The organism is Novipirellula galeiformis, assembly GCF_007860095.1.
GTDB classification, from domain to species: Bacteria; Planctomycetota; Planctomycetia; order Pirellulales; family Pirellulaceae; genus Novipirellula; species Novipirellula galeiformis.
This window is the reverse complement of the sequence record NZ_SJPT01000006.1, coordinates 381,062-403,082: the sequence shown is the minus strand read 5'-3', so window position 1 is coordinate 403,082 and position 22,021 is coordinate 381,062. Positions and strand designations below refer to the sequence as shown.

The 22,021-nt window shown below is 55.2% G+C and carries 15 protein-coding genes; 11 read left to right on the top strand and 4 right to left on the bottom strand.

Features of this window, described 5'->3' with window-relative positions; translation table 11 throughout:
- Positions 1–41: 41 nt before the first annotated feature.
- A complete protein-coding gene (locus Pla52o_RS18070) occupies positions 42–1,328 on the bottom strand; it encodes a restriction endonuclease subunit S (protein ID WP_146596001.1) in 1,287 nt (428 codons plus the stop codon).
- Between the two features lie 89 nt (positions 1,329–1,417).
- Positions 1,418–3,799, bottom strand: coding sequence for a type I restriction-modification system subunit M (locus Pla52o_RS18065; RefSeq protein WP_146596000.1), 2,382 nt, complete (start codon positions 3,797–3,799; stop codon positions 1,418–1,420).
- A gap of 579 nt (positions 3,800–4,378) precedes the next feature.
- Between Pla52o_RS18065 and Pla52o_RS18060 the strand changes: the two genes are divergently transcribed.
- From Pla52o_RS18060 to Pla52o_RS18015, 10 genes are all read left to right on the top strand, one after another.
- Positions 4,379–4,561, top strand: coding sequence for a DUF6361 family protein (locus tag Pla52o_RS18060; protein WP_146595999.1), 183 nt, complete (start codon positions 4,379–4,381; stop codon positions 4,559–4,561).
- Between the two features lie 31 nt (positions 4,562–4,592).
- On the top strand, positions 4,593–4,778 hold the full coding sequence (locus Pla52o_RS18055; protein WP_146595998.1) for a hypothetical protein: 186 nt from the start codon (positions 4,593–4,595) through the stop codon (positions 4,776–4,778).
- 200 nt (positions 4,779–4,978) lie between these two features.
- Positions 4,979–5,332: a hypothetical protein gene (locus tag Pla52o_RS18050; RefSeq protein ID WP_146595997.1), complete on the top strand. Its 354-nt coding sequence runs from the start codon at positions 4,979–4,981 to the stop codon at positions 5,330–5,332.
- Positions 5,333–5,341: 9 nt separating this feature from the next.
- A complete protein-coding gene (locus Pla52o_RS18045; protein ID WP_146595996.1) occupies positions 5,342–6,031 on the top strand; it encodes a helix-turn-helix domain-containing protein in 690 nt (229 codons plus the stop codon).
- A gap of 3 nt (positions 6,032–6,034) precedes the next feature.
- Positions 6,035–6,604, top strand: coding sequence for a GNAT family N-acetyltransferase (locus Pla52o_RS18040; protein ID WP_146595995.1), 570 nt, complete (start codon positions 6,035–6,037; stop codon positions 6,602–6,604).
- 598 nt (positions 6,605–7,202) lie between these two features.
- Entirely contained in the window at positions 7,203–7,943 is a 741-nt protein-coding gene (locus tag Pla52o_RS18035) for a nuclease-related domain-containing protein (protein ID WP_146595994.1), read from the top strand.
- Positions 7,944–8,230: 287 nt separating this feature from the next.
- Positions 8,231–10,357: an AAA family ATPase gene (locus Pla52o_RS18030; protein WP_146595993.1), complete on the top strand. Its 2,127-nt coding sequence runs from the start codon at positions 8,231–8,233 to the stop codon at positions 10,355–10,357.
- Positions 10,354–11,478 (top strand): 5-methylcytosine restriction system specificity protein McrC, encoded by a 1,125-nt coding sequence (locus Pla52o_RS18025; RefSeq protein ID WP_197169331.1) that lies wholly within the window; start codon positions 10,354–10,356, stop codon positions 11,476–11,478. The genes Pla52o_RS18030 and Pla52o_RS18025 overlap by 4 nt, the downstream gene beginning before the upstream one ends.
- Before the next feature lie 199 nt (positions 11,479–11,677).
- Positions 11,678–11,977 (top strand): cyclic-phosphate processing receiver domain-containing protein, encoded by a 300-nt coding sequence (locus Pla52o_RS18020; protein ID WP_146595991.1) that lies wholly within the window; start codon positions 11,678–11,680, stop codon positions 11,975–11,977.
- A gap of 257 nt (positions 11,978–12,234) precedes the next feature.
- Positions 12,235–13,272 carry a hypothetical protein gene (locus tag Pla52o_RS18015; protein ID WP_146595990.1) on the top strand — a complete coding sequence of 346 codons (1,038 nt, stop codon included), beginning with the start codon at positions 12,235–12,237 and terminating at the stop codon, positions 13,270–13,272.
- 505 nt (positions 13,273–13,777) lie between these two features.
- Here the strand turns inward: Pla52o_RS18015 and Pla52o_RS18010 are convergent.
- Together Pla52o_RS18010 and Pla52o_RS27005 are read right to left on the bottom strand one after the other, a co-directional pair.
- Positions 13,778–14,818 carry a potassium channel family protein gene (locus Pla52o_RS18010; RefSeq protein WP_146595989.1) on the bottom strand — a complete coding sequence of 347 codons (1,041 nt, stop codon included), beginning with the start codon at positions 14,816–14,818 and terminating at the stop codon, positions 13,778–13,780.
- Between the two features lie 646 nt (positions 14,819–15,464).
- Complete coding sequence (locus Pla52o_RS27005; protein WP_197169330.1) at positions 15,465–15,626, bottom strand: hypothetical protein; 162 nt, start codon at positions 15,624–15,626, stop codon at positions 15,465–15,467.
- 150 nt (positions 15,627–15,776) lie between these two features.
- Here Pla52o_RS27005 and Pla52o_RS18005 point away from each other — a divergent pair, with 150 nt between their 5' ends.
- Complete coding sequence (locus Pla52o_RS18005; protein WP_231612458.1) at positions 15,777–20,735, top strand: beta strand repeat-containing protein; 4,959 nt, start codon at positions 15,777–15,779, stop codon at positions 20,733–20,735.
- Positions 20,736–22,021: the final 1,286 nt, after the last annotated feature.

The window sequence follows — 22,021 nt, the reverse complement described above, 5'->3', positions numbered from 1 at the left end:
AACCGCGTCCTGCTGGAAAGCGGCTTCTTTGGAGTCAGCGTTCATGCGACCTCCATTTCAGTTTCTTGTTTCGCGCCGGATGAAGGCGGCTTCCAGCCTCGCACGTCGATCTTGCCGGTGACAGCTGCGGAGATGAGGGACACGCGCCTTTCTCGCAGCACTTCCATCATTTCCACTGCGTTTCCAATCAACTCATCAAACTGGGAAGCTTTTGAATCCAAGTGCTGGACGATCTTTTCTTGTTCAGGCGGTGGCGGACAAGTAACTATCAGCTCACGAATGTCTGCAACATTTATACGCTTGAAGGTTGATCCAACCATGTACAGAGCCAGTTGTCCCGCCATTTCTGGGCCATGCAAAATGTAATTCAAGAATCGCCCGTTTTGCGTTCTCGACTTAATCAGCACAACATCCTGTCCAATGCAAATCGGCTCACTCGTTCCAACGTAGGCAGATGTGCCTGTATTCGCGGTGTTGCGGCAGTAGATCACATCGCCTTGCTTAGGTTCACGCCCACCACTCTTGAGTAATTCAAAATTTGCCTTGTCAGTCAACAGCACTCTGGAAAGGTCTAGCTCGAATGTGCGCACCTCCATGACGCTTACGACGGGATAGCCTTCATCGAGAAACGGAACCGTGATGTGTTTGCAATCAACAACTGGCCAGAACCGTTTGAGCGGACCAAGACGCCAATGCTCCGGCACTTCGCCCAACCACTCGATGCCGGAATCTCGCATGGGGGCGTCGGGGTTCAAGCCTTTGGTGACCGCATGACTGATGACGGCCTGACGTTTCTCACCGAGCAAGGCGATCAGCTGCTGCTGCTTCTCAATTAACGCATCAATCTTCGCCGTCTCGTAGTCCAGAAAGGCCGCGATTTGCTTTTGCTCGTCGGAGGGTGGGAGCGGAATGTGTAAATTTGCATATTTTTCGGCGCTCACGTTTTGAATCGTCGCTTGAATTTGCGAGCAGTCGATGTAGTTCCAATACTCCGGGGTTTGGCAGAAGTAATAGAGGAATTTTGGTGTGCATACGGAACGACGCAAGCGAGCGCGAATGAGGTATCCAGCGAAGCACGCTTCACCCCAGTCTGTTGAGTAAATGAAGCTTTTGCCTACAGTGCCTCCGCTTCTCGCCAACAGAATATCGTTGTCATGCAACAAATACGGTTGCGCCAAATGCCGTGGGAGAGAGCGGAATGTTTCATCTCTCAACGCGCCAGATTCGTCGATGTCAGTGATCCTGACAAACCGTGGAAGTGTTCGGTCATCAAGGTCCGCTGCCTCGTTAGCTCCATATTGAAGAGGGGCGGCAAGAAACGTCTTCATTCGCCGTACGTCCCAATGCTTCGGTACTTTCCTCAACCATTCGACTTCTGATGCGCGGTAGTCTGAGTAAGTGTCTATCTTGCGACCGCTCACGAGTGCACCTCCAGCAGCATCTGCATGATCTCGGCACTCAGTTCATCCAATTCGGCGTCGATCTCTTGCAGCGGTCGTGGGGGTTCGTACTCGTAGAAATGTCGGTTGAAGGGTATCTCGTAGCCGACGATGCCGACCCCGCCATCCTTTTCATCGCACTTGCCACCGTCGATCCATGCGTCGGGGACGTGCGGGGCGACTTCATTGAAGAAATACGCTTCGTTAACCACGTCGACATTGGCTCCGCGTGCGGTGTCTTCGGTTAACGGCACGTCTTCGTTGTCTCGCAAGTCGCTGTCGGGCTGGAACTGGACGATCTGGCCTCCATAGTCGAATGTGCCGTAGGGGTAGTTCGGCTCGCCCTTTTTGATGACTTTCTTGATGACCGGCTCGGCTTCTGGGTTGGTCCAACTGACGGCGGCGATGATTTGTTTCTTCTGCCGGGCATCCAGTTCGACTTCCGCGTCTTTGATGGCTGCCTTGAGCGTGTCCTCGAATTCGTTGAAGTCGTCGTGCTGGTCCGTGCCAATGACGGCTTGCAGCTTGGTGGCGATGTCGAGCAGTTCGATTTGGTCGGTCCATGTTCGGGCGGCCAGCAAGTCTTTGATCTGCTTTTCTTTCAGTTCGGTAAAGTCGGCTTTGACGAGGGCACGGATTTCGGGTTCCAGTTCTATTAGCCGTTTGGGCGTTAGCCCCGGTTCTGTTGCGCCAGGGGACTTGGAACCGCGGCTAACGCCGTGCGGCTGATTTAGGAATCGTTCCCATACTGCCTGCATCGCGGCGTTGAGCTTGCCCGATTCAAAGCGGAGCGTTTCGATTCGCTCATCAGAGAATTGAACCGATAGACGCAGCGGTCGCTCGATGGTGATGCGACGATAGCCAAACTCATGGCTGGCAAAGATTTTGCTGCCAAAAGTTTTCTTGGCGGCTTTCTTCTTGGATGAAGATTGGCGTCCGCGATTGGATTTCTCGTCGGGTTCCTTGTCCAGTCGGTAACTTTCAATCGCTGCAAAGTCGCCAAAGGTTCGTGTGATCAACCGGATGTCTTCGTCCCCGATCTCCTGGCGTTTGCTGCCCAGGCTCTTACGCATCTTTTGGTACAGATGCACGCCATTGATCAGCTGGACTTTGCCCTTTCGCTCGGCGTTCTTCTTGTTGGACAGGATCCACACGTAGGTAGCGATGCCGGTGTTGTAGAACATGTCCGTGGGAAGCGCGACGATGGCTTCCAACAGATCGCTTTCCAGGATGTATCGCCGAATTTCGCTTTCACCGCTGCCCGCTCCGCCGGTGAACAAGGGCGATCCGTTCAGGATGATGCCGATGCGACCGCCGTTCTTCCCTGTGTCGTTGGGATCGTAGTCTCGCATCTTGCTGATCAGGTGCATCAGAAACAACAGCGATCCATCGCTGACTCGCGGCAGTCCCGGTCCGAAACGTCCGTCAAAGCCTTTCAGCTTGTGCTCGTCTTTGACGGTGCCTTCGACTTTTTTCCAGTCGACGCCAAAGGGCGGGTTGGAGAGCATGTAGTCGAACCGATCGGCGTGCAGTTGATCTTCGCTGAGCGTGTTGCCGAGTTTGATGCGGCTGACGTCCTGGCCCTTGATCAGCATGTCGCCTTTGCAGATGGCGTAGCTTTCCGGGTTCAGTTCTTGCCCGAAGGCTCGCATCACGGCGTCTGGGTTCAGTTCGTGGACGTATTCCATGCCGCTGGAAAGAAACCCGCCGGTTCCGGCTGTGGGGTCGTAGATGGTGCGGATGATGCCCGGTTCGGTGAGGGCATCATCGTCTTCCATGAACACCAGCGACGTGGTCAGCCGCACGATGTCGCGGGGCGTGAAGTGTTCTCCCGCGGTCTCGTTGCTGGATTCCGCGAATCGCCGAATGAGTTCTTCAAAGACCAGCCCCATGTCGTGGTTGCTGATCACACTCGGGCTGAGGTTGGTCAGGGCGACTTTCTGAACGACTTTGTAGAGCAAGTTGGCATCTTGCAACTGGGCGATGAATTCCGCGAACTTGAAGTGCTCGAAGATCTCACGAGCGTCTTTGGAAAAGCTCTCGATGTAGGTCAGCAGGTTCGTTTTGATGTCCGCACTGCCGAGTTTGGACAAGTCCATCGGCGAGGTGTTGTAGAACGACTGCTTGGCCGCTTTCAAAAGGAACTTTTCGCGGGCCTCTTCCTCGAGAGCCGCCATCGCTTTCAGTTTTTCGACCTGTGCGAGCACCTTCGGCTTGGTGGCCTCGAGGACGCACTCCAGTCGGCGAAGAATCGTGAATGGCAGGATGACTCGGCCATATTGCGACTGTTTAAAATCACCACGAAGTAGGTCGGCGAGCGACCAAATGTAGGCCGCGGTTTGGGAAAAATTAGCGGTCATGAAACATCTTGTTCCAGAGGATTGGCACCGGGAGGGTCCGGTTGGCGAGCAAGCGATGTCGCCCGAATGGCAGCAACGCCCGATTTACGTGACAATTGTGACCTCTGCTAAGGCCCCTGTCACCCGCCCCCTGTACTTTCCGCGCAATCAAGAACCCGTTTCCTGGAATGACGTGCGATTTTGCCGTGTGTGCAGGGACCGCGGCCTCTGAAGACGCGCAAACGACCAATGAAACTCCCCCAGAACCGGCGCACTGTCGTACAGAAACCGGATGCCGCCCTATCAAGCGAGCGACATTGCACGATCGCCCTTCGCTGGATGGCCAGCCCCATGCTTCTGGGTGACAATCCCGCGTCGTGTTTCCTCAAGCGAAAGTCGTAGTAACATCGAAACACTTCAAATAGGCAGTCAATAATCGCATCGGCAAGGATTGGTTACTACAACAGCGATATCGATGAAAGTAGATTTGTGAAGAAACATGGTTCGTCGGCGGTCCGGTTTTGCAACGAAGGAGTATGTCAAACGCTATAATCCCCTCACTGCCGTTGGTACAAAAAATCGAAATGGGTCGAACAAAAAATGCCTTCAACTTTTACGTGGCTTGATTACTCAGAACACGAGCGTCGCAAGATGCTCGACGTGATCGATTTGTTTGGCGAAAAAACGACGCGTGATGAGTTAGGGCTCGGTGGTGTGCGTGATGCATTTGACGTTGCGTGCATGCTGGCCAGCATGGGCGGACTCGGCAATCGTACTAGATGACAGTCCTCGCGACGCCGACTTGGAGCCAGCGATGTACCAGCAACTGCTGCAATCCATCGCCAACTTGGAACAGCTCTCCGGCAGAGACGAGCCGGCTTTCCAATACATCCTCACGACCACAACGCGTCCCAACAAAGACCTCGCCAAAGCCCCCTACCTCCGTCTCACCCTCGACCGCATCACCGACGAAAACATGCTCCTCGGCGTACGGTTTTGAAGCCAAACCGTCGTTTTCTGCGGGGAAATGCAGGAATATGGAAAGCCTAATCGTCGCCAGCCGTCTTCCGACAATCCGCGTAAACCGTTTACCTAGAAGCGTTTACGATTCAATTGCTTTGCGAACTTGACAAGTCATGATTACGTCATAGTATTGTCATAAACAAGCCGATAACTGTAACTGAGGGCTTGGAGTGGCGGTTGCGAATTGGTCGCCCCGCGTTTCAGGACTTCCAACGCCTTTTACCCCGCTATCGCGCTCGTTCGGAACTGAACCGACAGCTTCACAAACTTCGCTGGTGGAATCCTGTTGAGCCTTTGGTCATTGATTTGCAGTGGAATCGGGTGGAGCCAACTGGTTTGGCGGAACTGTTTGTGCAGCTCGATGACGGAGTCGTCGATACCGTACGGGTTCTGTTCTTCGAGTATTCGCCGGATCCGTCCGTTCCCACGCTGTGGATTCTCGGCGGGATGCGGGCTGACGAGGCGCTGGGCAGTTTACAACACGCAATTTATTCAGGTCGCAGCACGATCGTCCAAGCACGTGCAGACTGAGGTGATGAGATGTCGATAACCAACTTAAATGAAATCCCGAGTGACGCTTTCCGTGCCGTGCTGAACATCAGCCCCGAGCAACGAGACTTCATTCACAAGTACATGGAGTGCAGCGATGAGGTTCAATCCGTTGTTCGTTCGATGTTTGCGGTGATTGATAGCGAACACACGATGGATCATGATCGGCATCGCGCGTTTGCAACCATCGCGGATGCATTGCATTTGAAACCCGAGAACGGACATGGCAGCTACGGTCTGGATTTCCGTAAGTCGCAAGCAGAGGTCGCGACAAAGCATCCCGATCCAGCTTGGCGACCGATCATTGCCGATCGGCAGAGACAGATGGAATCGCAAGAAGCTACGTTTGCTGACCGTGTCAAAGCAATTCTGCAACAAAAGAACATCACCCAGGAAGACCTTGCGGAGCGTATCGACTGCACTCAGTCAGCGGTGTCGAAAATGCTATCTCGCAAATCGCGTCCGCAACGAAAGACGATCCTCAAAATGGCGACTGCACTCAACGTAGAACCAACTGAACTGTGGCCGGACCTTGAAGTCACCGCGATCCTCGACTCGACTGCGGAGTTCTTCAACGATCGAGAACTTACCGCCGCTCAAGCCGAAGCGTTGGACGCGGCCATTTCGCGACCACCCGCTCAGGTCAGGACTCGCGAGTTGCCCTCGAGAGCAGGGCGATAGGCGTTGTCGCAACCAGAAGAAAAGCTGCTATTTGCAGATGAATTCACACCAGCGGATTTGCCATTCTTGGCTGGTCTGCACTGTGGCGATGAAGCGTGGTCACGTGCAGCGACTGAGTGGATTAAAGGTTCAGAAGTAATCGACTCGATCGAGAAACGCGAGACCAAGGTCTGGATCTATCGCAACAGCGAAGCGGACGACTCGATCGTCGGCTTTGCTTCTTTATCGGCGACGGGCTGGATGAAATGGCCGCCGCCCAACGGCAGGCGATCTCGACTGCTCTACATCCCGCAACTTGGTCTCGCTTACAAGTACCGCGGCAAGCCGTCCTCGCCAGAGTACCGCTATTCCAACCAAATCATTGAGCACCTGATTGGTCAAGCGAAGAAAGCGGCCGAGCAGATCAGAGAAGACAAGCCGCCGAAGAAACATGTCGAGCTTTTAACTCTGCGAGTTCACCGCGACAACGTAGCAGCACAAAAGTTGTATCAGCGTTACGGCTTCGATTTCTTGCCCGCGTTCGATGAAAACGATCATCTCGCCATGCAGCACAAGTTGGCTCTCGACTCTTGAAGTTGCGTTTTTCAGCTACGGATTCCTTCGCTTGGAATTGGAAGCTAACGGGACTGTCCACTTCTTTGTATTCATCATGAGTCTTCAAAATGACGGCGGGGCTATCTTCTGATCACCAAGAAAAGGTGGTTTATCACTACTGCGACGCATATGCATTGCTTTCCATTCTTACCAATCAAAAGCTGTGGTACACGCACGCGGCTTCGGCCTCACCCCCTACATTGAAGTTCCCTTTAATCCCACGGCTATTAGTGAAGTCGTCTGTGGCCCAAGAACAGCAAAAGAGTTAACCGAATCCTCACTAAAGATGTTGAAGAACAAGCTCGAACTCACATTCACCGTTTCCAGATCCACAGCGACATATCGGTAAGGAGGGCACCTTGGACAAATTTCCGTCGCCAGCCGGATAAGTACATCCACGAGTTGGCGAGCGAGTTGCTGTTGCGGGCCGACAAAGTACTGGCAGCGATTCGACGAAAAATTCGGCAACGTCCAGAGTTGTTTCGGAAGCTTGCAGGACTGGATCGAGCTTCGCTGGATCCAGTCGAGTCTGCACTGGATACAGCAAGATAACGATCGGGGACTTTAAAGGGACAACGTGGAACTGTTTTTTGACTGGCTGACGATTGTGCTGTTGCCCGCCGTCATTGCGATTGCCGAGGTAACGCCAATTGTTCTGTTCGTTGCCCATTGGCGGCGTGAGCAATCGAAGAAGACGAGACATAACCCGCTAACGCGAGCATTGCTGCGAGCTCCCGGCCACTCGTTACGCAAGCGAATTGATGATCTGGAGATTGACGTTGATTCTCTGATGATTGCCTGGGTGCTCTTACTGCCGTTACTTTGCGTGTTCCATCTTTTTGACTCTTACGTTAGAGAAACACCAGGATCGATATCGCGTCTTGTCTTAGAAGGACTGCTGATTGTCGGAGCATCGATCATTATTGGCCGGAATCTGAAAAAGAAGCTTGATGGCTTGCGTCACTACAAGCTGGGGCTGGAAGGCGAACTGGCGATCGGCCAAGAACTTGACCAACTGATGCTGGAGGGGTGCCGTGTGTTCCATGATATCCTGTTTCCGTACGGCAACATCGACCATGTTGTCGTCAGTCGCAGCGGAGTGTTTACCGTCAATACGAAGATGCGGGGCAAGCCCAAGAAGGGCGAGGGTAAGGCCGAGATCGTTGTCGATCATGAAAAAGACGAGATTCGATTCCCTGATTTCAAATGGCGAATCCCAAACAAGCAACTTCAGACCGAATCCCGGTGGCTCTCGCAACACTTGTCCGCAGCGATGGGCGAGACAATTGAAGCCGAACCAATCTTGGCACTGCCGTGATGGTTCATTTCGAACCGAATCGGCCGCGGCAAAGTGTTCGTGATCAACCCGGTTAAGCCAAAATACTTCTTCGTTCAGTCGAGGCAGGTGTACTCGGATACTCGAGTCAGCCAATTGGCCCATCACTTGGAACAGCTATGCCGCGATGTGCAGCCGTCGTTTCGCGAGGATCCAAGTTGGGAAACTTCGTTTTAAGCAACCGCCTTTTAAGCAACGGCGACCAGCTTTTCTGTTACGATTCGTTTCCAATCCATTGCACGAATCAATAACACCGGTCAATTCACATCATGTTCAGCTGGAAGCCCCTATACATTGAAATTGCCGATCGCTTGCCTGAATTTGAATCAAAGCAGGCTGATCTCATTGGGCTCCTGAAGGATTTGGCCAATGAAGGTGTTTTGGTCTCGAAGGTCCTTGATGAGTTTGAGAATGGCCGGAAAGGCGAATTGAGAGAGATTGATCCGTTTACTTTTTTTGCGTCATTCAACCGCAAGACAGGCGATCAGCACCGCATCGCAGCTCTGACGCACATCAAAAAGGAGTGGAGGCTGAACGCCGACGTTCCCAAGGACTTCGAAGGTATCCCCTTTGTCCAACCGTTGTCGAGTTGGTTGATGCCGTTTGCATTCAAGCGAAAGGCTGAGCATGTTTCGACTTTGTGGAAATATTTCAAGCACTTCCTGCCGCTCAAGTCAGTCGAAGACCTTGATACCGAGCAAATGGACAAGTGCCTTGCACTGAACAAAGTCGGACTCGCGACGTTGACGATGGGGATGTTTTGGGCACGACCCGACGTATGGTTTGCGGCGGACGGGAAGAATATCGCGATCGCTGAGTCGTGGGGAATATTGCGACCGGAGAATGGCGAGACTTTTGTGGCCTGGAACCAGGAGTTGCATGCTCGATTCCCCGACGGACCATGCCAGTTCTCGGCTGATGCGCACTTGAATTCACTCCCTCCCAAGCCGACACCAACAGGTTCCGGCAGAAGAGAAAAGAATCGCGTCGACATTCGGTCATCAGATCAGCCACCAAGCGATGCGGGTCGTCGGTATTGGTTGATCGCTCCCGGTGAGTCGGCTTACCAATGGGACGAGTGGGCCGCGGCGAGCTACGCGGCCATCGGCTGGGGCGACGTTGGTGATCTGACAGATTGCCCAACGAAGAATGAGACTGTCGAACGGGTCACGGAAACATGCCCAAACGCTGGCAAGCACGCTGTCGGAAACATGCTTTGGAACTTTTCGCAAAACGTTGCGGTTGGTGATGTCCTATTCGCCAAGGTGGGCAATCACAAGCTATGCGGATGGGGGATCGTAACCGGGGCATATCGCTACGACGACGAATTCAATGTAGGTGAAGATGAAACTTGGGAGAACTACCCACACCTCCTAGAAGTTGATTGGCGAGTCAATCGAGAAGTCGATCTTCCCGATGGTGTGACGCTTCCAATACGCACATTTACCGAACGAACGCATGGATCAGAGCAGCTTCAAGTGTTGCTGGATGCTTACGCAGAGCTGGGGGATCAGACCACACAGTACACCAGCGAAATGGCGTTGTCGGATTTGTTCATGGAGTCAAGTACGCTCGATCGGATCATGGCTCAGCTTCGGCGCAAGAAGAATGTCGTGCTGCAAGGGGCACCAGGAACAGGCAAAACATTCATTGCAATGCGATTAGCCTATTTGCTGATGAAGGAGATCGATGCAAAGCGAGTCCGAATGGTGCAGTTTCATCAGTCGACAAGCTACGAAGACTTTATTCAGGGTTACAAACCGATGGGCAGCGGAGAAAAATTCGCCCTGGTCGATGGAGCGTTCGTGCGATTTTGTAAGGCTGCGATGCAGAATCCAGACCAACCCTACGTCTACATCATTGACGAGATCAATCGCGGCAATCTGTCGAAAGTGTTCGGTGAGTTGATGATGCTCATCGAACCAGACAAGCGAGGTTCAAAGCATGCCCTGTCGCTCGCCTACTCGCGGTCGGCGGATGAGCAATTTTCGGTGCCGCCAAATGTCCATCTTATCGGCACGATGAACACCGCCGACCGATCGCTATCGATTGTTGACTACGCACTCCGTCGGCGATTTGCGTTTATATCAATGACGCCTGGCTTTGGGACTTCCACATTCAAGGAAGCCCTTCAGGGCCAGGGAATTCCGCAGTTTCTCGCTACGAAGGTTTGCTCGGCGATGTCATCGCTGAACCAATCGATTTCCGCAGAGCCGACCCTTGGGAATGGTTACTGCATTGGTCACAGTTTCTTTACTCCCACCGAGCCTGTCGCCGAACCAGAGCAGTGGTACCAGGACATTGTCGATTACGAGATATGTCCGCTTTTGGAAGAATACTTCTACGACGACCCAAGTCGCGCAGCTGCGCTGATGGAGGGTCTCAAGCTGCAATGACAATCCATCCAGCGGCGATTGGAGCGGTAATTGAGGCGAGTCAAATACCGATCCAAAACATCTACTATTTACTTGCCTATGCTCATGAACAAGCGAAGTTCGCTGGTGATGTTCCGGTTGGTGCCGATGAATGTCCAGATGCATTGAATTTGATTGCACTGGTGCTCAGTCAGCGACTGCTACGAGTGCCGCGATACGGAATGGATCGCCGTTACCAAGACGTCGAAGAGGAATCGTCGAGACTTCGCGGGCGAATCGACTTCTTTGCAAGTCGTCGAAGGCTAACGCAACTCCGGGGGTCGATGATTTGCCATTTCGACGAACTGTCGATTGACACACCAGCAAACCAAATCATTCACGCGACATGTCGAATGCTACTTGCCAGCGGAGATGCTTTGACGAAAAAGAACCGTGAATTAGTGAGCCTATCTGAGACTCTGTTTCGCGGTGTCACCCCCATTCAAGTTTCGCCGACAAGCTTTCAGCAAGTTCGATTGACGCGGAACACGAATCATTACCGGATACCGATCGACCTCTGCCGCATGTTGATGAAGCTTTCGTTGCCGACTCAATCTGGAGAGAAGAAAAGATTTCGTGATCTCCTCCGAACCCGCAACACAATGAATCGACTTTTTGAGGACTTCATCAAGGGGTTTGCTCAATTCCATCTTCCACATGCCAAAGTCAGCAAGAAGCAGGTACCATGGAACGCAAAAGGATTTGACGGGGCAGAGTCAGTGCTGCCGAAGATGGAAACGGATGTGACGATCGACCTATTCGACCACAAACTGATCATCGAATGCAAATTCTATAAGGACGGTGCCACGACATCGGGTGCCTCTGTTTACGACGGTGGTGGTTTACGATCAAACCATCTTTACCAGTTGCTCGCCTACCTGAACCATCAGAGCGTGCAGCCAGGATGGAGCAAGGTGAAGGGAATGTTGCTGTACCCGACGGTCAACGAAGCGATCGACTACCACTTTTCCATTCTGGGGCATGACGTTCGGGTTCGCTCGCTGGATCTCAATCAGCCTTGGCAACAAATCGAAAAGCGGTTGCTTCAGATCTTAAAGGCCGGATGGGACGATGCCGCAGAAGCCGCTTCACTCGGACATTAAGTGAACCAAGCGTAAGTAGCGACGACATCATCGGTGACATTCACGGACACGCTCACGAACTGCGGTGTCTGCTCGATGAGCTTTAGTACAGTCGACATGGACGTGGATATCGGCATCCCGAATGATGGTAAGTTGGTCGCGTATTGAGGGGTGGCGAGTCGGAACTGAGTGCCGACAAGTTCCATTGGTTGGAAACGAAATGAAGATCTATCTTGATGACGAACGGGTCACGCCAGAGGGTTGGGCTCGTGTCTATTGGCCAGACGAGGCGATTAAATTATTGCAATCCGGCGACGTGACGGCGATTAGCTTGGATCACGATCTCGGCGACGATGATCGCGGGACTGGCTATGATGTAGTGTTTTTGTCCGACGAGCAGGTGGCGCTACACGACTGTGTGCCGACGGTGATGCAGGTTCACTCGGAAAACGTATCGGCGAGAACGAAGATGCCTACCGCGCTCACCGCCATGGAGAAGGTGCTGGCATGCAATCGATAAAGCTGCCGTTGCTGTTAATCCAAAGTCCACCTGAGGCACTCAATGTTCACGTTCATATTCCGCCTCCGAAAAATAACATGTTCGAGCGGCTGATTCGTGATCCACAGGCACCTGATCGCCCGATGCGAGAGCGGCAATGCGCCGAGATGTTATGCGGCGTCCTGATCGGCTGTCCCGTTTTACGCAACAATGTGTTGCGGTGGATGGCCCAACAGGTTGGCGTTCCGGTGGGTGTCGTTGACGAACTTACGTGGCAGATGGAAACGGAACAGTCGATCGGTTCCAAGCGAGACGACCTTCGCATCGAGGGCTTCCGTACAGACGAAGACGTGGACGAAACGCAGATCGTCCTGTGGACCGTTGAGATCAAGGTCGCTGCACCACTGCATGAAAGCAGTCGTCAGCGCTGGGGCGAGGAAGGCTTGGAGGAGCCATCGAGCGATCCCGAAATGGTGAGTCAACTCGTCAACTACGATGCATGGCTTGCCAAACAATCTGTGGAATACGTCGGTGGGTTTGTGCTTTCGATCCGAAACAGTTCAGGTAAAATTCCTGATGGCCTTACCCAGACCTGGAGCTGCATTACGTGGACGGACTTGGCGATGGTGGTGCAGGACGCATTGGCCGACAACTTACTGCCGCCAACAGAGCATTCTTTCGCGGAACACATGCTGGGCTTCATTCGCAACCGACTATGGGACACGACGGATATGACGACATCACGACTAGAACTCGACGACATCGCACTCTTGAGGGCTCTAGCTGCGATTGGCCCATCCTGTTCGCAAAAGGTGAAGGACTTGGCTCGTCAGTTTGAACAAGTTTCTCGAGACACTGGGATTGAATTCGTAGATATCCGTACTCCGACATCACCTTACTTCGATCGTACGGTGGGGATTGAACACGGCGTTAGTGCCCGATGCGTCAATAACCAACTTGGTGAAGTGTCTGTTTCTGCCAAGGTGGAGGTCGACGATGTATGCGTATCAATTAGTACTTATCCCAAGAACTGCAAAGCGCACTTGATGGTTCGCGACATTTTCAGCATGAGCCGAATGCAGTTGTCCGAGCGCAATCCCGACTGGGTGTTTTTCGATCCAGTTGACTCGGATTACAGTATCGCCAAAATATCCAAACCCCTTGTTTCGGTGCTGGCTCACGAAGACTGGCAGGCTCCACTGATCGATTTTGTCCGCGACGTGCTCGCGGATCTACGGGACATTGGGATTCTGGAATCCCTTGTAAACTTAGGCGCCGAACGAGACAAATCGGGAGCAGGTCAATCGTTTGATTAGCAGTTTGAACACATTGTCCCTAAGCTGCTCTCGAGGGCGATGGAGGACCTGTCGGTTCAGCCGGAGCGTGGAGCAATCTCAACGTCCGCGACTGGCTAGTCAGACGCTGCTTGGCAGCATGACGACGAAGCGTTAGGGCCGCCCCGTTGGGGCTGTTTAGGCGATTGTCGTTGATTCCCCAGGCCGTGGGCCTGGGCTGACATAGGGCTGCCCCGTTGGGGCGGAGGTGTGACGGTCTGGTAGGCCCGACGGGCCGGCGCTGGGTCAGCCCAGGGCAACGCCCTGGGATTTACGTGCCCCCGATCCAACCAAGCCCCAACGGGGCGGTCCTAATCCACGCCGCCGCTTCACGGCTGCGACGACCGAACATCACCGATCGCGATTCGTTTCGACGCCCGCGTCTGACTGGTCAGACGCTGCTTGGCCGCAGGACGACAACGCGTTAGGGCTGCCCCGTTGGGGCGGAGATGTGGCGGTCTGATAGGCCCGACGGGCCGGAGATGGGTCAGGCTTGGCGTTCTGAATCGCCGTTTGCCGCCTGAAGTCGCGTGAGTTCATCGAGCTTCGCGACAATCTGATCGAGACTGACATCCTCATCGTCCTGACGCTCGCCGACGAAGATGGACGTCAATGTGGCGGTGAACACCCCAACTAGCACCATGCCGATCACGACTAAAAAACCCGTCAGAACTTGACCGCTGATGGATTCGGGATTGTGAATATCGCCAAACCCTCCGGTCAAGACGGTTGTAAAACTCCACCACGCTGATTGTCCGAACGTGGACACCGCGTTTTCAGAGTTGGCTGCCGATCCGCCTTCAATCTTGTAAATCAGAATCGCGCCGGCGAACGTCGCGAAGACTGCCCACCGAATCGTCTTCTTCATCACCTTGACGTCCATCACGTCTTGTAGCTTGTCCAAACCTCGCCACAAAAAGAAGAACAAACGAGCGAATCGAAGCAGACGCAGCAGACGCGCGAAACGCGCCAGCCGGGCAAAGCGACCAAACCTTGCCAATTGCGCTTCGCCGGGCACGGGGATCGAGGTGACGAAATCAACCCAATGATGCTTCCAGACGTATCGCTTGGAATCGGCACTCCGCAGACGAAGCACGAACTCGCCCATGAAGATCGCGCAACAAAAAGCGTCCACTGCGAAAATCGAACTGCTCGACAAAAAAGCGGGCCGCGACGAATCGGGTCCGGCCGCTAGATCGTACATCAGCAACCCCAGAACAAGCACGATCAGAACCAAGATCAATGCTTCAAACAGCATCAGCATGCGGCGGCCGCCCATGCGCTCGGCCATGCCATTTTCCATGTACCGACGCTGATAAAAGTTGCTCAGGCTTTCATCCAGCGAAACAAGGTATTCCGCACGAACCTGATGCTTCGCCGCCAAACGCTTCGCGGCCTGGAAGGCGAACACGTCGCCATCGGCAATCAAACGACTTATCGACTGAACATCTGCATCGACTTGTTCGGTCATTTGGTCCATCGCCGAGCGCACCCGGGTGCGAACGGCAACGATTTCGTCCAAAGACAACTTGGCGATCCCGACAGATCCCAGACGGGTCAGTGCTTCCTGCAACCTTTGATCACTCACCTAACGCTCACCAGTTCTACGCATTTATTTGCAATGAATTGAAAGAGATTCCACGATAATGGATTTTGACGCGACCGTGTCCGTCATCGCGGCGCCCAAGATATCCCGAAATCGCTTTCAGTGCGATCCGTCCATATTCATTGAATGAAGCAAGGATCCCACTCAACCGCGTTGTTGTTTAGCTTCCGAATATCTAACTGCCGAATATCGGCCGAACGCTTCGGACCCGATAGGTTGGACGCCCTCGCCCACCGATGCGATACGGAGACTGGTGAACCGAAACGAGCGGGCGTGGTGGTTGAGATAGTGGTGGTTGAGATAGTGATGGCTGAAGCGAAGCGGCTTTTCGAGCATCGCGTTTCAGTAAGCCGCACAGACGCTGTTGGCAACCGAGATCGCTCAGTCTCGGCTGAACGAACGGTTCTCACCGCGGCCGGAGCGATTCGCGTCGATGGATCGATCGCGGCGCCACGAAGTCCGCTTCGAGTAACACCGCTTCAAGTATCACCGCTTCGCTCTCGCGACGGCGAACTTTGGCTCGGACGTCCCGCTGACGGAATTCGCCCTGCCCAAACGCTTCGGGATATCACGGGATATCCTCCGCTTCTGCGACGACAACGACCTCGTTGCCCACCGGGGCCGCAGACTCCCAGACAAACTCCGCCTGAACTCGCGTCCAACGGCGCTTCTGATGCCCAATCACTCGCTTGCCAGCGACCAAACCAGGCGGCACTGGACGACGGTACATCGTTTGCCAAACAACAAATTTGGTTCCTTTTGCCTCTCTCCCTGCTGCGATTGTGTACGAAATGGGATGCATCCCCAGACAAACCCCGCTCTAATGGGGGTCCGGAACACCTATTTCAACGGAAACCGTAAACACCTCTGGGAGAACATCATGCTCAGCTTCGCTTCCACCAGTCTGTTCCCATTTCCAGCGCGAAACAAAACCGTCGCGGGACGGCACAGGAAATCCAACGCGGCGGGAAAACGCTCACACATTCGTCGTCTGCTGGGTGAACAACTCGAAGCCCGCCGAGTGCTGGCAAGTTACACCGTGGACACCGCCAACGATATCGTCGCTGAAGACGGGATGCTGAGTTTACGTGAGGCGATTCAGGCAGCGAATATGAATGCGGTCATTAACGCCGACACCGTTGCGGGTGGGGCTGGCCCCGGAACCATCGACACCATCACGTTCGCAGCAGGATTGTCGACCCTCACGCTCGGAAGCGAGTTGTCGATCACGGATTCGCTGCGGATTTCACTGGGTGACGCGAGCGAGATCACGATCCGCGGCAACAACGCCGCTCGCATCTTCTCAATCGACGCGAACCCTGACGCCACAATTGCCAACACGGTTTCCATTGAAGGGTTGATGCTGAAAGACGGTGTCGCAGCCGTGGGGGGAGCAATCTATGTTGCGACGGGCCAATCACTTTCGCTCGATTCGGTGACGCTCTCGGGCAACACCGCGACGGGTGACGCAGCAACCCAGGGTGGCGGCGCAATCTATAACGATGGCGGAACGTTGAGTCTTGTCGACTCTACCCTTAGCGGCAACGCGGCATCGGGCACCGCCGGTAGCGGCGGGGCAATCTTTAACGCAACGGGCGGTACGCTTCAGATCGCTACTTCGATGATCACCGGGAACACGGCCAACCGTGCCGGCGGTGGGATTGAGACAACGGCAGGATCGAACGCTTCGCTGACGAACGTCAATGTCAATGGAAACAGTCTGGTCAATGCGACCGCCTCGCCTGGAAACGGCGGTGGAGTTCACGTCGGCGGCAACGCGGTCGTGGCGATCGTCGGCGGTACGGTCAATGATAACCAAGCGGTCGAAGGGGGCGGCGTTTGGACTTCGGCAAGTGGTTCTTTGACGATCGATGGAACCATGATCGATGGGAACACGGCCGCAGCGGGCGGCGGAATCTATAACGACGTTGCCGCTGTTTCAACCAATGAAGTCTTCGGGCTGACGTTCACGGAACTCAATGGATCGGGTGTCACCGGGACTGGCTCCGTCACGGTCACCTCCCCCACCGCGACCACACGGACCGTTCGTGTCGTGATTGACGCTGAAGGGCTGGAGGATGTCAGTGCGTTTGGCGGCATTCATGCCGCCCATATTCACGGCCAGTTTGCCGGGAATGCAGCCCGGCCTATCCTTGAGCAAGGCGATGGACCTTTCTTCGACGGCGCGGGTGGCTTGGCCAACGGTTTCGCGCCCATCGACTCGGTGCTGCCGAGCATTGCCGATGACGGGGTCACGATCGAAGACGGTTTCTTGGACTTTCTAGAGGGACAACCGAAGTACGGCCCGGTCCTCTTGAACCTGACGTCGACGCAGCTACGCGACGCTTCGGCCTTCAGTTCCAATCCTCCCGCAGGGGTCCCACCGCTCGCTCACTTCTTGGCTCTGGCCGATAATGGTGCCATCGATCCGTCCGCATTATTCCCGAGCGGTACGGAGTTCAATCTCGATACGACCTACACGTTCGATTTGACGAATCCTGATGAGGCGCGTCAATTCAACAACCTCGCCCCCTTGGACTTCCGCGAAGTCGTCTTGCATGGGCAAACGATCGACAAGTCGATCTCCGATGCGATCGATGCCGCAGCGATGGGCACGGCACCGGGCGGAATTGACCTAGGCAATGGAACGGCGTTTCGCGTCACCGCGCCGGTCGCGGCCGCGGAGATTGTTCCGATGGGGAGCAGCGTGCCAACGACCAACGCAGCGATCAACAATGCCACGATCCGCAACGCAACGATTCGCAATAATGCGGCCACGGGGAACGCAGCCGTTGAGGGGGGCGGCGGGATCCACAATGAAAACGGATCGCTGACGATCACGAATTCAACGATCACTGGCAACGTGGCTACGGGCGCTGCCGGCAGCGGTGGAGGGATCATCAACGTCGGTGGCACGGTGTCGGTAACCAACAGCGAAATCAGCGGCAACACGGCCAACCGGGCTGGCGGTGGGATCGAAACCACCAGCGGTTCGACCGTCACGCTCAACGGCGTGACGCTCGATACCAACAGTGCGGGCGTGGACATTGGTGCCGGCGCAACCCCCGCGCCGGGTAACGGTGGCGGATTACATGTTTCGGGCGACGGCACGGTCAACGTCACAGGCGGTACCGTTTCAGGGAACCGTGCCGCTCTGGAGGGCGGAGGCCTTTGGAACGACAGCGGCACGATGACCATCGACGGCACGACGATCAGCGGCAATACGGCCAGTGGCGACGCCGCAGATGATGGCGGTGGTGGGATTTTCAATAACGGCGGCACGTTGATCATCAACGGTGGAGCGGTTTCGATGAACGTCGCCGACGGCAGCAGCGGTTCAGGCGGCGGGATCTTAAATCTCGGTGGATCGACCACCGTGACCAACAGCGAAATCAGCGGCAACACAGCCAACCGGGCTGGCGGTGGGATCGAAACCACCAGCGGTTCGACGGTCACGCTCGACGGCGTGACGCTCGATACCAACAGTGCGGGAGTGGACATTGGCGTGGGCGCGACACCCGCGCCGGGTAACGGTGGCGGATTACATGTTTCGGGCGACGGCACGGTCACCGTCACGGGCGGTACGGTCAGTGGGAACGTGGCAGCCCAGGAGGGTGGGGGTTTGTGGAACGACAGCGGCTTGATGACCATCTCGGGAACCTCGCTGCTCGGCAACACCGCCAACGCTGGTAACAATACAAACAACGATCAAGGCGGAGGAGGGATTTTCAACAACGGTGGTACGTTAGCGATCTCAGGTGCGACGATCCGTGGCAACATATCGGTTGTCAATGCCGGCAATGGCGGCGGTGTGATGACGGTCGGGGGAACGGTAACGATCAACAACACTGCGCTGAGCGAAAACGTCGCGGCGCGAGCGGGTGGAGCGATCGAGAACAACGCTGGCGAAGTGACGTTGACGAATGTGATTCTCGGTGGCGAATTGAACGCAGGGAACACGGCGGGAATCAACGGCGGTGCCGTGCATCTCTCCGGCCAGGCCATGCTGAGCGTTCTCGAATCAACCGTAGCGAGCAACACGGCCGCCAATGAGGGCGGCGGCCTTTGGAACAGTGCCGCAGGAACGATCCACGTCGTGCGTTCCACCCTCTCAGGAAATACGGCGCAAGACGGAGGAGGTATTTTTAACGATGGCACGACGGGTGACATTACCATCGCGAACTCGACGATTGCCGCCAACTCGGCAACCAACCTCGGAGGAGGCATTGCCAGCGAAGGGGGCAAGCTCACACTAACGAGCGTCACCCTTGCGGGCAACACCGCTGCCGCGGGCGGCGGGATCGCCACCCAAGGCGGTGATTTCACGGCCACCAACACCCTGGTCGCCAACAATAACGCCGCAACGGGAGCGGACGCGTTAGGCACCATCAACAGTGGTGGCAATAATCTGTTCGGTGACTCGAGCGGTGTCACACTCCTAGGCACCTCGAGTTCGGACATCATTGATGTCGATGCAGGACTAGGAATGTTAGACGACAATGGTGGCACGACTCAAACGATCGCGTTACTAGATGCCAGCCCCGCACTGAACGCGGGCGTCGCCGCTGGATTGTCAATCGACCAGCGAGGCGTCGCGCGTCCGCAAGGACTTGCGATCGACATTGGGGCGTTTGAGTCCAGCCTTGGTGGTGCGGTTGGCAAGGCATTGCTGAGCATCGCGGCGACGGATGCCATTAAAAAAGAAGGAGACTCGGGATTAACTCCGTTCACGTTTACCGTCACGCGTAGCGGGAACACCGACGTCGAGGCCACGGTCGACTATGCCGTCACCGGCACGGGACTCCATCAAGCGACCGCTGATGATTTTAAGAACGGCGTATTCCCAAGCGGCACAATCGAGTTTGCTCAGGGAGAATTAAGTCAAACGCTGACGATCTACGTCAGAGGGGATACCGCGGTCGAAATCTACGATCGCTTCCGTGTCACCCTCGACAATCCATCGGCCACCGCTGAGACGATCGACGCCACTGCGAATGGGACGATTCTCGACGATGATCTCGTCATTCCCTCCCTCAATATTATCATCCCACACCAAGTCGAAGGAGGACAAACGATCCCTGGCGACGGGTCGACGAACGCGATTTTGTTCCAGTCGTTGACGGACACGGTCGTGAGCGTGACGCCCGTTGGCACGGCCGTGATCAACGAAAGGATCTTGATTTTTGATACCCACATCCAACTCATCAGCACGATGCATGGCACCATCGCGACAGCGGATCTCGAAGCAGGAGGCGTGTACGCGATCGTGTTCGAGCCCCAATCGTTTGACCGCATTTTCGCGATTCGCACCTCCACCGGCTCAGGCACGCTTTCCCAGGCCGCACCGACAAATATTCTGCAACCTACCGACACCAATGGCAGCGGCGAGACAACCGCATTGGATGCGGTCATCGTGATCAATGCGATCGACCGAAACCACGGTACCCAAGGCGAACAAGTCATCCCGAGGTTCCTGGACGTCAATCGCGACAACAAAGTCTCGGCTCTCGATGCGTTGCAAATCATCAACCATCTAAACCGTATTGGTAGCGGTCTTGTACAAACCGATGCGCACGGTGAGTCGATACCGATGTTGATAACGAACGATTCCACGCTGCAGACCCAATCGGCTAGCCAACGCGACGATGCCGTCGACGCATTGTTTAGAAACTCCAGTAGCGAATCGACCGGCAGCTCGTTTGTCGATCCAAGCTCTCCTACAATCGATCCGCCGTCGATTCATTCGACAGCCAACTTGGATGCCGTGGATGAAGCGATGGAGGAGGACGAGTTTGGATCCAATTCGGTGCTCCAAGATCCGATCGAGTTGCTAGTTTAGCAACACATCCACGCTTCTCGTTGTCGTCCATCGTATTCCTACGTCGCCAGTACGTCAGCATCACCGCTGTCGCGCCGTGACGCTGATGCGATGGTTTCGCACACGTGAACGCGTTAAGAAGTGACCAGGACAACGCAAGTTGCTCGCATCCGCAGGCGACTTGCGAAGCGGCCGTTGCACACCGAGAACCACCTGATCAACGGGGGCTTCCTAGCGGTGCTCTCGTCGAACGGACTGCGTTGCGGACTCGCTAGGGGCACAGAGACCCTCGCAGCGTCAGCGCTAAAGCAGAGCTTGCGACCATCACGTGCGACCTTGGTTGGCGAGCATCGCTTGCGACCGCATCTCTCAGTCGCATCTCTCAGTCGCATCGATCCGACGCCCGCGAGAACAAGCAGCGGCTGATTCCCATCATACGGATGAATGCACCGCGGCGTCGCGAACCGTCCGCACTCGTTGCGTCGTGCAAATCGTCGTCAAAAAAACAATATCAACACCGACACGGAAACGCCTGCATCGCTCCAGTGCAAACCGCCGTTCCCCTTTTCGGCGATCTCAACAGACAGCGATCTCTACAGGCAGCGACCGACGCTAGCAAGCCAATTCCTCTCCAACGAGTTCCGGCCCCACCATCGCCCTACATTCCGGCCTACGAGCCTAAACGAAGCCGCATCCTCGCCGCGACACTTTGCTGCGATCCCATTGCGCCAGCACGATCGCCGGCGCTACCCCAATCCGAACGATGCGGCCCTATCCGAACGATGCGGGTTGTCGATTGGGCGCTGATTTGAACTCACTTCCTGCAGCTCCCTTCAACGCGACGAGAAAACGCAATGGACGGAAAAGCTGAATGCACTCACAAATCTCTGATTTTTTAACATAAAAATGATTGACCCCGCCTTTGAGACCCCACATATTGTATGCAATCAACAATTGACCTCTTCCGAGAGATCATCGAACCCCCACACTAAAAGGTTGTCGCCATGGGGTCACGATTTTCCAAACGCTGCGGCGAAGGCATGATGGCTTGCCAGCATGACGGTTTCGCCACGGTTCTCACGCGACACCCCGCGACGGCAAGTGGGTCGGGAAAATCAGCTTCACAACCATCTGCGTCCGCAGGCCTGAGGCGACGGCACCGAGTATCAGAAACTCTCCCTTGCCCGCGACGGACAAATCGTCGCCACGCCACCCCGGTCATCGCTCCATCGCGAGAGGATCAAATCGGATGCTCGGGCACGCTTCTTCCGCGTCTCACGACGACAACCTCGTCACGTCCACGCCGC

Coding starts and splice junctions, on each gene's coding strand:
- Pla52o_RS18070 (WP_146596001.1), bottom strand. CDS start 1,328: ATGAAGACGTTTCTTGCCGCCCCTCTTCAATATGGAGCTAACGAGGCA.
- Pla52o_RS18065 (WP_146596000.1), bottom strand. CDS start 3,799: ATGACCGCTAATTTTTCCCAAACCGCGGCCTACATTTGGTCGCTCGCC.
- Pla52o_RS18060 (WP_146595999.1), top strand. CDS start 4,379: ATGCCTTCAACTTTTACGTGGCTTGATTACTCAGAACACGAGCGTCGC.
- Pla52o_RS18055 (WP_146595998.1), top strand. CDS start 4,593: ATGTACCAGCAACTGCTGCAATCCATCGCCAACTTGGAACAGCTCTCC.
- Pla52o_RS18045 (WP_146595996.1), top strand. CDS start 5,342: ATGTCGATAACCAACTTAAATGAAATCCCGAGTGACGCTTTCCGTGCC.
- Pla52o_RS18030 (WP_146595993.1), top strand. CDS start 8,231: ATGTTCAGCTGGAAGCCCCTATACATTGAAATTGCCGATCGCTTGCCT.
- Pla52o_RS18025 (WP_197169331.1), top strand. CDS start 10,354: ATGACAATCCATCCAGCGGCGATTGGAGCGGTAATTGAGGCGAGTCAA.
- Pla52o_RS18020 (WP_146595991.1), top strand. CDS start 11,678: ATGAAGATCTATCTTGATGACGAACGGGTCACGCCAGAGGGTTGGGCT.
- Pla52o_RS18015 (WP_146595990.1), top strand. CDS start 12,235: ATGGAAACGGAACAGTCGATCGGTTCCAAGCGAGACGACCTTCGCATC.
- Pla52o_RS27005 (WP_197169330.1), bottom strand. CDS start 15,626: ATGTACCGTCGTCCAGTGCCGCCTGGTTTGGTCGCTGGCAAGCGAGTG.
- Pla52o_RS18005 (WP_231612458.1), top strand. CDS start 15,777: ATGCTCAGCTTCGCTTCCACCAGTCTGTTCCCATTTCCAGCGCGAAAC.